Source organism: Rhizobium sp. Root1334 (assembly GCF_001426665.1).
Taxonomy (GTDB): Bacteria; Pseudomonadota; Alphaproteobacteria; order Rhizobiales; family Rhizobiaceae; genus Pararhizobium.
This window is the reverse complement of the sequence record NZ_LMEY01000001.1, coordinates 1367979-1380334: the sequence shown is the minus strand read 5'-3', so window position 1 is coordinate 1380334 and position 12356 is coordinate 1367979. Positions and strand designations below refer to the sequence as shown.

Here is a 12356-nt window from a genome sequence, read left to right as displayed (position 1 = left end):
TGTCCAGTGTGCCCGATGGTCGAAGAGACGCCGGCCGGCGAGCGAAATGTGTAGTTCGTTAGCCGGCTTAGTCTGATGCGCAAGGCCAGCCGGTGGGCGTGGTCAGTCCCGCCGGCAGCTTCGTTTCCTTGTCACCGCAGGTCAGGTCGACCTGAGCCTGCTCAAGCCCCTTGGCGGCAGAGAGATCCAGCCCCTCGATATGGGTGAGGAACATGAAGGCCTGATCGAAATCCAGCGGACCTTCAAAGGTCGCACCACTGAGATTGGCGCGCGACAGGTTGGCCAGCGCAAAGCGTGCACCGGTGAGCACCGCACCCTTGAACATCACCCGGCCGACTTCCGCCTTTTCGAAATTGGCTCCGGTCAGGTCGGCGCCGCTGAAATCGGCGCGCTGCAGTTCGGCGCCGGCAAATGACGCGCCATTGGCGGCAATATTGGCAAAGCTCGAGCGATAGGCCTCGACGCGGGAGAAATTGGCCTTTTCAGCCCTGGCGCCGGCCAGCCACGCACGCACCAGGTTGGCTTTTTCAAAATTGGCTGATGCCAGGTTGGAGCCACTGAGATCGGTTAGCGAAAAATCGGTACCGGAGAGATTGGCGCCTTCGAGTTCACTGGAGGGCAGCATCAGGTTCTTCTTGGTGCATTCGCTCCAGTCGAGCCCGGGTTCCGGCGTGCTGCTGCAATAGGCGGCGATTGCCGGTGAAGGGGCGGCAAGAAACGTTGCCAGCCCGATAGCCGGAAGCAGGGCGGCGGCGAACGCCGGGATGTGCCTGGTGGAAAATATCGTCATGCGCTTCTCGCTCCTCCGTCTGCCTCAGCCGGGCAAACTTCTTGCGCTTATAACAGTGTGTTCCATGTTGTAGATAGGAACCGCAAACCCTCGCGGCAAACGGTGGAACACGTTTATGTATCAGGCACCCACGCCTGCCATTTCCCGTGTGCGATCGAAGCCGGCCGCTGCAGGCTGTATCGTCGCCACCCAGGCGTGGGCCAGTGCCAATCCGGCGGCATCGGCTTGTTGCGCGTGTCTGGCGGCATGCTCCGGATAGAGCTGCAACCAATCCGGATCGATCCCGTTGATCACCGTCTCAAACGTCCGGTTCCAGCCTTCGACGACGGGCGTTCCCGCCTCGAAATGGAACTGCATGCCATAAGCAGCGCGGCCGATGCGGAAGGCCTGATTGGCAACAGCCGGGTTGGTGGCCAGATGCACGGCGCCTTGCGGCAGGGTAAAACTGTCGGAGTGCCATTCGAAACTGGTAAAGGCGTCCCCGGCTGCGCTGAGCACCGGATCCTGTTTGCCGTCGCTGGTCAATTCGACGCCATGCCAGCCAAACTCTCTGGTTTTACCGAGAAGATTGTCGCCGCCATGGGCGCGGGCGAGCAACTGGCTGCCGAGGCAGATACCGAGTACGGACTTGCCGTCATCGGTGAAGGTTTTCATCAGCCGGGCAAGGCCGGACAGGTAGGGGTGAATGTGATCATCGACCGCACTCTGCTCGCCGCCGAAGACCACCACTGCATCATGTTCGCGACTATCGCCGGGGAGCGCCTCGCCAGTAAACGGCCGTCGCAAGTCGATCTCAATCCCTGCTTCCTGCAGCGCCACCCCAACTTGCCCCAGGCTGGAATGGTTCATGTTTTCCACTGCCAGAACCCGCATCATCTCTCCGTCTGCTTCTTCTTTCCGGTCAGGTTGATCACGCGGAGGCAGCGCTTTCAAGGGGGCTTCGAACCGATTTGGCAGTCTTTCCTAAGGACCGAATCACCGGAAAGCCTTGACCTTTGGGCCTGAAAGTAGCATTGGACCGCCTTGGTCGCGTTCCTTGAAACGCCAGACAGCGGAAAAACCATGAGTAAAGTGACATCCTCTGCCCCCTCGCAGCGCATGCTGAGGGTCGGCGAACAGGTACGTGCAGGCCTGACACAGGTCTTGCAGCGCGGAGAAGTGCGCGACCCCCTGCTTGAAACGACGGTGATCTCGATCTCCGAAGTTCGCATGTCGACGGACCTGCGCGTTGCCACGGCCTTCGTGACCCCGCTCGGCGTTGCCGATCATTCCAATGTCATCGAAGCGCTCAACCGCCATGCCAAATATATCCGCGGCCGCCTGACCCCGCATATCCGTCAGCTGAAATACATGCCGGAAGTGCGCTTCAAGGACGATACCAGCTTCGACAACTACAAGAAGATCGATGAGCTTCTCCGGTCTCCCGAAGTCCTGCGCGACCTGAAGGATGAAGACGGCGAGCAGTGATGGCCAAGCATATCACACTGGACGAACTCAACGCCTGGACGTTCGACCAGCGCCGGACATTCTATCGCAACGGTCTTGCGCGGTTCGATAATGCCGATTCCGTCCGTCTTGTCGAAATGATAGCCGCCTCCGGCCTGCCGTTTCGTCACGGCAAGGACATCGCCCATGGCGACCGCGAGATGAAGGCGCTCGAAGCCATTGTCGGTTCGCCCTATAATGAGAAGCTGTTGCTTGAAGCCGCCGCATCCGGAAAGCCACCGCTCGGCGCCATCGAGCCCTTGCTGGTCGAAGGTCTCGGCGAAGATTACCGCATCGACAACGGTGCCACCATTGCTGCCGGATACCTGATCGCCAAGCGGCTTTACGCTTTGGGATTCGAGAAGGGCAACAGCCAGAAAATGCCGGATGGCAGCGTTGCCAAGACTGCAGCGACGTTCCGCAAAAAAAGAGCCTGAACCATGTCAAAACCCCGCAAGCCCAAGGGCCGCCCGATTTCCGGCTGGCTGATCCTCGACAAGCCGCTGGATTTCGGCTCGACCGAGGCCGTGTCGAAGATCAAGTGGCTGTTCAAGGCGCAGAAAGCCGGACATGCCGGCACACTCGATCCTTTGGCATCGGGCATGTTGCCGATCGCGCTTGGTGATGCCACGAAGACCGTTCCCTACGTCATGGATGGCCGCAAGATCTATGAATTCGCGGTCGCCTGGGGTGAAGAACGCTCGACCGACGATCTCGAAGGTGAGGTGACGCAGTCGTCCAGCACGCGTCCGTCGGAAGAAGATATCCGCGCCCTTCTGCCGAAATATACCGGCGTCATCAGCCAGGTGCCGCCGCAGTTCTCGGCGATCAAGATCGATGGCAACCGTGCCTACGATCTGGCCCGTGAAGGCGAGACCGTCGATATTCCCGCTCGCGAAGTTGAAGTGTTCCGCCTGTCGCTGCTCGGCTGCACACCGAATCTGGCGCATTTCGAGATCGAATGCGGCAAGGGCACCTATGTGCGCTCGCTGGCGCGCGATTTCGGCCGTGACCTCGGTTGCTTCGGCCATATCGCCTCGCTGCGCCGCAGCTTCGTGGCGCCTTTCGCGGAAGAAGCCATGGTGACGCTGGCTGAACTGGTGGCGCTGGAGAAGATCGAAAGCGACGAGGAACGGCTGGAAGCGCTCGACGCCTTCCTGATCGATACCGGCGAAGCCCTGTCCAACCTGCCGCATATCGCCATTACCGAAGATCAGGCCCACCGCCTGAAAATGGGCAATCCGATCATCCTGCGCGGCCGTGATGCCCCGACCGCAGAGCCGGAAGCCTATGCGACCTCGCGCGGCAAGCTGGTCGCCATTGGCGAGATCGGTGAGGGTGAATTCCGCCCGAAGCGCGTCTTCGTCACAGCCTGAAACCCGGATCGCTTCCCAAATTTCGCCGCATGGCATCGGTTGCGTTCCTAACATCGCTGGCGCATGTTCCGGTCTGTGTTTGGGATTCGCGCGGACTTGCGGGTTAGCCCGCCGGGTTCGCGTCCCGAAATCGGGCCACTGCCGATCTTCGGCTATGGGACTTTGGGTGATGAACGGTTGAGCGACGGACTGGATAGAACACGTGCGCAGCATGCTCCCTTCAGGGTCATTCTGCGTTCGCGATTGAGACGCCCGTTATCATTTTATCTGACGGTGCTGCTGCTCGTCGCCATTATTCCATCCTTCCTGTTTTCGATGATTATTTTGAAACGCAGCACCGACGAGCAAGAGCGCGTCGTGACGGCGTTGCTGAAGGCATCGACAGGGTCGGTGACGCGCCTGGTCGAGCGCGAGGTCGACAGCATGCTGGCCACCCTCAAGGTGCTTGCCGCAGCTGGTCCAAGCAACGGCAGCAATCTTGCTGAATTTTACGATCGCGCGCGCTCGTCGCTGGCGGACACGGACTCCAATCTGTTGGTGATCGATCGCGGTCACAATCAGCTTTTTAATACGCGGGTGCCTTATGGCAGCCCGCTCGGCAAAGCATCCGATCCGGTCTCGGTCGATGAGGCGTTCCGCGTTGGCGGGCCTTACATCTCGAATGTCTTCTTCGGCAAGACGGCACAGCGATGGGTGTTCAATGTTTATCTCCCCATAACCACGCCGCTCGGCAACAGCGACTACCTCCTGACCCTGACGCGCAATGCCGAAAGCATGTCGAAGGCGGTCAATCGGGATGTGGTGTCGCCCGGCTGGAACGCGGCCTTGCTGGATGCTGCAGGCAACGTGATTGCCTCGTCGGATCCGGGGCTTGCCGTCGGCAAGCCGTTCTTCATGGAAATCGTTCCGGCATTGCGTGTTGGTGTCGGGGAGGCGGTTCACGATGGCGTGGAGTACCGGACAGTCACCGAGTTTTCGGTGCTGACCGGCTGGAAGATCGTCGCCTGGGCAAAGAGTGCGGATGTCGATGCTCCGGCGCTTTGGTCCTATCTCTGGTTGTCGCTGGGCGGGCTTCTCTTTGCCGGAATAGCCGTAGCCGGATCGGCCACCATCGCGGGTCTCCTGACACAGGGCGTCAAGGTCCTGGCCCGTGACGCGCATCTCTTGGGGGCTGGCCGGCCGATTGCGGCACGCAAGCATATGATCGCCGAAATCGAAACCGTATCGTCGGCTTTGGCCGAGGCGGCGCAGGCACGCCGGAAGGCGGAAAACGAGATCCGTTTCCTGATGCGCGAGGTGGCGCACCGCTCGAAAAACCAGCTCACGGTGATCCAGTCGATGCTCAACCAGTCGCTCAATGCCGCCGAAAGCCGGGTGGATTTCGCCGAAACTTTCCGCAAGCGCATCGCCGGCTTAGCCCGCTCGACCGATCTGATGATTGCCAATGCGGCGCAGGGCGTCGATTTCCGCGAGCTGGTGCAGAACCAGCTGCAGCCGTTCACGCCCGACGATCCGGACAGGGTTCATCTGTCGGGGCCGCCGGTGCGGCTGGATGCCCAAGTGTCGCAGACGCTCGGCATGGCGTTGCACGAACTGGCCACCAATGCGACGAAGTATGGAGCGCTTGCCAATGCGAGCGGTGTGATCGACCTGCAATGGTCGGTCTCCGGGGGCACGTTCCTGTTTGTCTGGAGAGAAAAGGGCGCCGACATCACCCCGGCCGAGGATGGGGCCGTGCGCAAGGGCTTTGGAACCATGGTTCTGGAGCGCATGCTCGGCATGGCGCTGGACGCCAAGCTGGAGCGGATCATGCACGATGACGGGATCGAATGGCGCGTCAAGATTCCGGATGAAAAGCTGAGTGCCAATCTCTCGGGTCAAGCTTAGGCGTTGCCTGCTTATTGCGGTTTATTCTGTTTGGAGGGAATATCGATGTCGCGAAGACGCCGTGGGGTGGCCGCCTTTCTCGTCGCAGCCACTTTCGCCGGTACCGCAGACACAGTGATTGGTGCGGATTGTGTGGTGGCAGACCCCACCGGAACGCCGCTCAACGTTCGCGTCAAGCCTGAAGGCCGCGTTCTGTCGGCTCTCGGCAATGGTATGGCCGTCGAGACCCTCGACGAGCGCACCCTTGGCGGCAAACGATGGGCAAAGGTCGCCGCAAATGGCGCGGTTCTTGGCTGGGTCTTCGCCGCCTATCTCGATTGTGCCGCTATCGATGACGCCCGGAAATCCGCGCCGATGAAGCCGCGAACCCCGCCGCAATGACGGTGAGTTGAGCCGCTGCGGCGTCTTTATCCGCCCTCTTTCTTTTTAATGCCGGATGGTTTATAGGCAGCGCCAGCATCAGACCCCGCCCTTTGCGGACTTTTGCCTTCATGGCCGCAGCTAGACGGCATCCCGGCTGCTGGCGACCCGAAATCCTAAACATTGAAAGGATGACACGATGTCGATCACTGCAGAGCGCAAGGCTGCGCTTATCAAGGAATACGCAATCGTCGAAGGCGACACCGGTTCCCCGGAAGTCCAGGTTGCGATCCTCACCGAGCGGATCAACAACCTGACCGAACACTTCAAGGGTCACAAGAAGGACAACCACTCGCGTCGTGGCCTTCTGGCAATGGTTTCCACCCGCCGTTCGCTTCTTGACTATGTCAAGGGCAAGGAAGAGGCACGGTACACCAAGCTGATCACTGCTCTCGGCATTCGCCGCTAAGCCTTACACCGGCGGGACCCTTCAACAGGGGCCCGCCGGTTTGTTTTTTGCGGGGCATACACCCCGCGTTTGCGCTTCCAGCCAAAGCCGAAAGGGCGCTGTTGGAAGCAGACACCCCAGCAGACCGGATGGGCCGGCTCTGCGGAAACAACCGATGACCTGTCATGGGGCAGGATTGCAGGATGCTTCGGCGCTTGCGCGTTTTCCACGCACCCGAAGCGTCCGGCTTTGAGGGAACGGAACGAGCGCCAGCCGATTTTGGAAGCCTCCCGTTGTCTTGCCCGTGATGTGTCATATCAGCGAAAACACTGCCGCCCGCGCCACACTGGCTGCGGCGCGGCATTGGCGCACACGAAGGACAAAACATGTTCGATACCCACACAGTCGAAATTGAATGGGCAGGCCGCCCGCTCAAGCTCGAAACCGGCAAGATCGCCCGTCAGGCTGACGGCGCCGTTCTTGCAACCTACGGCGAGACCATCGTTCTCGCGACCGTCGTTTCGGCCAAGGCTCCGAAGCCGGGCCAGGATTTCTTCCCGCTGACCGTCAACTACCAGGAAAAGACCTATGCCGCCGGCAAGATCCCCGGTGGCTATTTCAAGCGCGAAGGCCGTCCGTCTGAAAAGGAAACACTGGTTTCCCGCCTGATCGACCGCCCGATCCGCCCGCTGTTCCCGGAAGGCTACAAGAACGACACGCAGGTCGTTGTCACCGTCGTCCAGCACGATCTGGAAAATGATCCGGACATCCTGTCGATGGTTGCCGCTTCGGCAGCGCTGACGATCTCCGGCGTTCCTTTCATGGGCCCGGTCGGTGGCGCACGCGTCGGCTACATCAATGGCCAGTACGTCTTGAACCCGCATCTCGACGAGATGGACGAGTCGGTTCTCGACCTCGTCGTTGCCGGTACCCAGGACGCCGTCCTGATGGTTGAATCGGAAGCCAAGGAACTCAACGAAGAAGTCATGCTCGGCGCCGTCATGTTCGGCCACAAGGGCTTCCAGCCGGTCATCGATGCGATCATCAAGCTCGCTGAAGTGGCTGCCAAGGAACCGCGCGACTTCACCCCGGAAGATCATTCGGAACTCGAAGCCGAAATGCTTTCGATCGCCGAAACCGAACTGCGCGCTGCCTACAAGATCACCCAGAAGGCTGATCGTTACGCTGCGGTTGATGCCGTCAAGGCAAAGGTCAAGGCTCACTTCTTCCCGGAAGGCGTTGAGCCGAAGTACACTGCCGAAGTCATCGGCGCCGTCTTCAAGCACCTGCAGGCCAAGATCGTTCGCTGGAACATCCTCGACACCAAGAGCCGCATCGACGGCCGTGATCTGTCGACCGTTCGCGCTATCGTTTCGGAAGTCGGCATCCTGCCGCGCACGCACGGTTCGGCGCTGTTTACCCGCGGTGAGACACAGGCGATCGTTGTTGCCACGCTCGGTACCGGCGAAGACGAACAGTATGTCGACTCGCTCACCGGCATGTACAAGGAACGCTTCCTGCTGCATTACAACTTCCCGCCCTACTCGGTCGGTGAAACAGGCCGCATGGGTTCCCCGGGCCGCCGCGAAATCGGTCACGGCAAGCTCGCCTGGCGCGCTATCCGCCCGATGCTGCCGGCTGCCGAGCAGTTCCCCTACACGCTGCGCGTCGTCTCCGAAATCACCGAGTCGAACGGCTCGTCCTCGATGGCAACCGTCTGCGGCACCTCGCTCGCACTGATGGATGCCGGCGTTCCCTTGGCCAAGCCGGTTGCCGGTATCGCCATGGGCCTGATCCTCGAAGGTGAACGTTTCGCCGTTCTCTCCGACATTCTCGGCGACGAAGATCACCTCGGCGACATGGACTTCAAGGTTGCCGGCACTGCCGACGGCATCACCTCGCTGCAGATGGACATCAAGATCGCCGGTATCACCGAAGAGATCATGAAGGTCGCGCTTGAGCAGGCACAGGGCGGCCGCAAGCACATCCTCGGCGAAATGGCCAACGCCATCACCGAAGGCCGCAGCCAGCTCGGCGAATTCGCACCGCGCATCGAAGTCATGAACATCCCGGTCGACAAGATCCGTGAAGTCATCGGTTCGGGCGGCAAGGTCATCCGCGAAATCGTCGAAAAGACCGGCGCCAAGATCAACATCGAAGACGATGGCACGATCAAGATCGCTTCGTCCTCCGGCAAGGAAATCGAAGCGGCCCGCAAGTGGATCCACTCGATCGTTGCAGAGCCGGAAGTTGGCCAGATCTACGAAGGCACTGTCGTCAAGACTGCCGACTTCGGCGCTTTTGTCAACTTCTTCGGCCCGCGTGATGGCCTCGTGCACATCTCGCAGCTCGCTTCCGACCGTGTTGCCAAGACCTCCGACGTCGTCAAGGAAGGCGACAAGGTTTGGGTCAAGCTGATGGGCTTCGATGAGCGCGGCAAGGTTCGCCTCTCCATGAAGGTTGTCGACCAGGCAACCGGCAAGGAAGTTGCCAAGGGCGAAGGCGAAGCTGCTGAATAAGCGCTCGGCCGTTTGACAGACTACGGGCGCGGAGCGGATCGTTCCGCGCCTTTTCTTATTTTGTGTGAGAGTGGCTCGAACCGGGCACCCCTCATTCCCTTTGTTACCGTTTGTCCCTTTTGGAAGCCGCTTTCCAATTTTTCCCGACAAGCCCAAGGATCTCGACCATGAGCCGCGACACGCTGAAGACCCTTTTCCATCCTTTCGAGACCGGTGTTGTTCCCGCACCCGGCGAAGGCGAGCGTGTGCTGTTCCTGGGAGCCGAGGCAGGCTACCGGTTGCCGGCGGAGTTCGCAGGCTCGATTGCCGCCGTACAGGCGTCAAAGCCGCTGTACAAGGCTCTGGAGGCCGTCAGGGCATCCGTGACGCCGGTCATCGAGGGCGAGGACTATGATGCGGCTCTCATCCTGTGCGGCAAGCACAAGGGTGAGAACGAAGACCGGATCGCCGAGGCGCTGAAGCGCGTCAAGGTCGGCGGCCTGATCGTTGTCGCCGGTGGCAAGGATGATGGCATCCAATCCCTGCGCAAGCGCGTCAACCAGCTCGGCTGGGGTGGCGACAGCCTGCCGAAGTATCATGGCATCGCCTTCTGGTTTGGCCGTCCGGAAGACGCAAGCGACGTCATCGCCAAGTTTTCCAAGAAGCCGGTTCGTGTCGAAGGCCGTTTTGACGCGGCACCGGGCATGTTCTCGCACGAGCGCATCGATGCTGGCTCCGAGCTTCTGGCCTCGCGCCTGCCTGACGATTTCAAGGGCCATGCCGCCGATTTCGGTGCTGGCTGGGGTTATCTGTCGGTGATGCTGGCCGAGAAGGCGCCGAACCTGAAGGGCATCGACCTGTTCGAGGCCGATTATCATTCGCTGGAAGCCGCGCGCGCAAACCTGAAGGCCAATTGCCCGAACGTGCCGACCCGCTTTTTCTGGCAGGACCTGACGTCTGAAGAAACCCGCGACAAATACGACCTGATCGTCATGAACCCGCCCTTCCATGAGACACAGGCAGCTGACCCGGCGCTGGGCGCTGCAATGATCAAGGCGGCTGCCAAGGCGCTGAAGATCGGCGGGCGGCTGATGCTGGTTGCCAATCGCGGCCTGCCTTATGAAACGGTCATGACCGAGACCTTCAAGGAATGGGGCGAAACCTGCCGCAACGCGCGCTTCAAGGTGCTTTGGGGCAAGCGCTGATCAGCGCCTGCTTTTGCAATTGCTTTCTTGACGAAACAGGTACACCTTTGACTCCCGCGCCTGCGTGATATCGCGCAGGCATCGATGGAGTGTGCCAATGGTTTCTAACTATGGACACCGCCCGCCCGTCAGTGAGGGCGTTGCAGAAGTCATCGTCAAGGATATCAAGAGCGGAGAAGGCAAAAGCGGTGCTTCGGAGGTGCCTCTGGCCTTCCAGACCAGCCGCGCGCCCGTTGATCCCACGGTTCTCGGCAACACCCGCAAGCAGATGATGCTGTTCGGTGTTTTTGCCGTTGCGGTTCTGGCCGTTCTGCTCGTGGTCTGGTGGGCCGCGTGACGGCCCACCCAATCTGACGAATTAGCCCTTCAAAGCCCGCTCAAACAGCCGTGACATCCGCTCGGCAAAGGCGCGCGGGTCTTGCGGCTTGTCGCCGTCGAGGACGCGGGCCTGGTCGAGCAGCAGCTGGACGGCATCGGTGCGGAATTCATTGCTACCACTGGCGGCCAGTGCCGAGATCAGGCCGTGGCCCGGATTGATTTCGAGGATGGGCTTGGCGATCATGTCGAGCCGACCGGAACCCTGCAGTAGCTTTTCCAGCTGACGGTCGTAACCCTGTTCCGGTGCCACCAGGCAGACGGCGCTTTCGGTCAGGCGGTCGGAAGCCCGAACGTCCGATACGGCATCGCCGAGAGCCGTCTTGGCAAAGGCGATGAAACCGGTGACAGCTTCGGAGGTTTCCGGTGCGGCCGGTGTTTCGCCATCGGTTGTCGGAACCTGTGTGAGATCGGCCGCCCCTTGCGTGATCGACTTGAGCGGCTTGCCTTCGAAATCCGGCGCAGCCGTCACCCAGAAGCTGTCGACCGAATCGGTCAGCAACAAAACCTCGATCCCGCGGGCGCGAAAACCTTCGAGCTGCGGCGAGGCTTTCAGCCGGTCGAGATTGTCGCCCGTCAGGTAGTAGATCGCCGCCTGCGCGTCCTTCATGTCCTTGACATAATCGGCCAGCGACCGCGTCGCCTCGTCCGACGCCGTGGTGCGGAAGCGCGACAGCGCAATGAGCTGCGCCCGGCGCTCGAAATCGTCGTAGATGCCTTCCTTGAGGACTGCACCAAAGGCATCCCAGAGCTTGGCAAAGGCGTCAGCGTCGCTGTCGGCCAGCTTTTCGATGGCGGTCAGCACGCGGTTGGTCAGGCCCTTGCGGATGGCGGCAAGGATCGGGCTTTCCTGGATCATCTCGCGCGACACATTGAGCGGCAGGTCGGACGTATCGACAAGGCCGCGCACGAAGCGCAGGTAGCGCGGCAGAAGCTCGGCATCGTCGGTGATGAAGACGCGCTTGACGTAAAGCTTCATGCGGCCCTTGGCCGAAGGATCGAACATGTCCATCGGCTTGGATTCCGGCACGAAGGCAAGACCGGTATATTCATGCCGGCCTTCAGCCCTGAAATGCACCGTCAAAGCCGGTTCGTCATACTGGCCTGAAACGCCACGATAGAAATCGGCGTATTCTTCCTTGGTGATCTCGCTGCGTGATTTCGTCCAGAGCGCCGTGCCGTCGCCGATGCGCTCGGCGTCCGCGCCGGGCTTCTCGATCAGGTCGATCGGGACGGGAACGTGGCCGGACTGGTCCTTGACGATCTTCTCGACGCTCCATTTGGACGTATAGCTCTTGGCATCGTCCAGAAGATGCAGCGTGATGCGGGTGCCGCGTGCCGGAGCCTCGGACAGTTCGGCTTCGGAGACGGTATAGCTGCCCTGGCCGTCGGACGACCAGAGCCAGGCGTGGGCGCTACCGGCATGACGGGAGACGACATCGACCTTGCCGGCCACCATGAAGGCGGAATAGAAACCGACGCCGAACTGGCCGATCAGCTGGGCGCCTTCGCCCGCCTTTGCCGCCTCGACGCGCTCCATGAAGGCGCGGGTGCCGGAGCGGGCGATGGTACCGAGCGCCTCGACCATGTCGTCACGGCTCATGCCGATGCCGTTGTCCTCGACGATGAGCGTGTTGCCATCGGCGTCGAGCGTCAGGGTGATGCGCGGTGTGGGATCATCGGAGAGCAGCTCAGGCGCGCTGATGGCCGCGTAGCGCAGCTTCTCGCAGCCGTCGGCCGCATTGGAGATCAGTTCGCGGAGGAACACGTCCTTGTCGGAATAGACCGAGTGCACCATGAGATGCAGCAGGCGTGCGACATCGGCTTCGAAAACGTGATTTTCGACGGGTTTTTCAGCAGCGTTGCTCATGCGAATTGTGCCTCAACGTGGATCTGGAAGGTTTGCGCGCTCTGAACTGGCAAGTGCAGGTG

The 12356-nt window shown here is 60.9% G+C and carries 12 protein-coding genes; 9 read left to right on the top strand and 3 right to left on the bottom strand.

The genetic code is table 11. The annotated features are described in order from the left end of the window. Window positions 1–67: 67 nt before the first annotated feature. Window positions 68–790 (bottom strand): pentapeptide repeat-containing protein, encoded by a 723-nt coding sequence (locus tag ASD36_RS06740; protein WP_060501254.1) that lies wholly within the window; start codon window positions 788–790, stop codon window positions 68–70. Between the two features lie 120 nt (window positions 791–910). Continuing rightward, window positions 911–1663: a type 1 glutamine amidotransferase gene (locus ASD36_RS06735; RefSeq protein WP_060501453.1), complete on the bottom strand. Its 753-nt coding sequence runs from the start codon at window positions 1661–1663 to the stop codon at window positions 911–913. A gap of 189 nt (window positions 1664–1852) precedes the next feature. Between ASD36_RS06735 and rbfA the strand changes: the two genes are divergently transcribed. The 9 genes from rbfA to ASD36_RS06690 all read left to right on the top strand — a co-directional run bounded on the left by rbfA (window position 1853) and on the right by ASD36_RS06690 (window position 10386). Further along, window positions 1853–2257, top strand: a complete 405-nt coding sequence (gene rbfA, locus ASD36_RS06730; protein WP_060501252.1) for a 30S ribosome-binding factor RbfA — start codon at window positions 1853–1855, stop codon at window positions 2255–2257. Then, on the top strand, window positions 2257–2712 hold the full coding sequence (locus tag ASD36_RS06725) for a hypothetical protein (RefSeq protein WP_060501249.1): 456 nt from the start codon (window positions 2257–2259) through the stop codon (window positions 2710–2712). Before rbfA ends, ASD36_RS06725 begins: the two co-directional genes overlap by 1 nt. A gap of 3 nt (window positions 2713–2715) precedes the next feature. Next, the gene (truB, locus tag ASD36_RS06720) at window positions 2716–3651 is read left to right on the top strand and encodes a tRNA pseudouridine(55) synthase TruB (protein ID WP_060501247.1); all 936 of its coding nucleotides are present in this window, start codon (window positions 2716–2718) and stop codon (window positions 3649–3651) included. Window positions 3652–3828: 177 nt separating this feature from the next. Continuing rightward, a complete protein-coding gene (locus ASD36_RS06715; RefSeq protein ID WP_060501245.1) occupies window positions 3829–5538 on the top strand; it encodes a sensor histidine kinase in 1710 nt (569 codons plus the stop codon). Between the two features lie 45 nt (window positions 5539–5583). Beyond that, window positions 5584–5919 carry an SH3 domain-containing protein gene (locus tag ASD36_RS06710; protein ID WP_082511911.1) on the top strand — a complete coding sequence of 112 codons (336 nt, stop codon included), beginning with the start codon at window positions 5584–5586 and terminating at the stop codon, window positions 5917–5919. 178 nt (window positions 5920–6097) lie between these two features. Next, a complete protein-coding gene (rpsO, locus tag ASD36_RS06705) occupies window positions 6098–6367 on the top strand; it encodes a 30S ribosomal protein S15 (protein WP_037103961.1) in 270 nt (89 codons plus the stop codon). Window positions 6368–6732: 365 nt separating this feature from the next. Then, complete coding sequence (gene pnp, locus ASD36_RS06700) at window positions 6733–8865, top strand: polyribonucleotide nucleotidyltransferase (RefSeq protein WP_060501241.1); 2133 nt, start codon at window positions 6733–6735, stop codon at window positions 8863–8865. Between the two features lie 167 nt (window positions 8866–9032). Beyond that, entirely contained in the window at window positions 9033–10049 is a 1017-nt protein-coding gene (locus ASD36_RS06695) for a class I SAM-dependent methyltransferase (RefSeq protein ID WP_060501239.1), read from the top strand. A 97-nt stretch (window positions 10050–10146) separates the two neighbouring features. After that, window positions 10147–10386 (top strand): hypothetical protein, encoded by a 240-nt coding sequence (locus ASD36_RS06690; RefSeq protein WP_060501238.1) that lies wholly within the window; start codon window positions 10147–10149, stop codon window positions 10384–10386. 21 nt (window positions 10387–10407) lie between these two features. On the opposite strand, the gene htpG is transcribed toward ASD36_RS06690, so the two are convergent. Then, window positions 10408–12294 carry a molecular chaperone HtpG gene (gene htpG, locus ASD36_RS06685; protein ID WP_060501236.1) on the bottom strand — a complete coding sequence of 629 codons (1887 nt, stop codon included), beginning with the start codon at window positions 12292–12294 and terminating at the stop codon, window positions 10408–10410. Between the last annotated feature and the right edge of the window lie 62 nt (window positions 12295–12356).

What these genes read in the sequence shown, in the direction of transcription:
- rpsO (WP_037103961.1), top strand. Translation starts at nt 6,098, where the DNA reads ATGTCGATCACTGCAGAGCGCAAGGCTGCGCTTATCAAGGAATACGCA.
- pnp (WP_060501241.1), top strand. Translation starts at nt 6,733, where the DNA reads ATGTTCGATACCCACACAGTCGAAATTGAATGGGCAGGCCGCCCGCTC.
- rbfA (WP_060501252.1), top strand. Translation starts at nt 1,853, where the DNA reads ATGAGTAAAGTGACATCCTCTGCCCCCTCGCAGCGCATGCTGAGGGTC.
- ASD36_RS06725 (WP_060501249.1), top strand. Translation starts at nt 2,257, where the DNA reads ATGGCCAAGCATATCACACTGGACGAACTCAACGCCTGGACGTTCGAC.
- ASD36_RS06735 (WP_060501453.1), bottom strand. Translation starts at nt 1,663, where the DNA reads ATGCGGGTTCTGGCAGTGGAAAACATGAACCATTCCAGCCTGGGGCAA.
- ASD36_RS06710 (WP_082511911.1), top strand. Translation starts at nt 5,584, where the DNA reads ATGTCGCGAAGACGCCGTGGGGTGGCCGCCTTTCTCGTCGCAGCCACT.
- ASD36_RS06695 (WP_060501239.1), top strand. Translation starts at nt 9,033, where the DNA reads ATGAGCCGCGACACGCTGAAGACCCTTTTCCATCCTTTCGAGACCGGT.
- htpG (WP_060501236.1), bottom strand. Translation starts at nt 12,294, where the DNA reads ATGAGCAACGCTGCTGAAAAACCCGTCGAAAATCACGTTTTCGAAGCC.
- ASD36_RS06690 (WP_060501238.1), top strand. Translation starts at nt 10,147, where the DNA reads ATGGTTTCTAACTATGGACACCGCCCGCCCGTCAGTGAGGGCGTTGCA.
- ASD36_RS06740 (WP_060501254.1), bottom strand. Translation starts at nt 790, where the DNA reads ATGACGATATTTTCCACCAGGCACATCCCGGCGTTCGCCGCCGCCCTG.
- truB (WP_060501247.1), top strand. Translation starts at nt 2,716, where the DNA reads ATGTCAAAACCCCGCAAGCCCAAGGGCCGCCCGATTTCCGGCTGGCTG.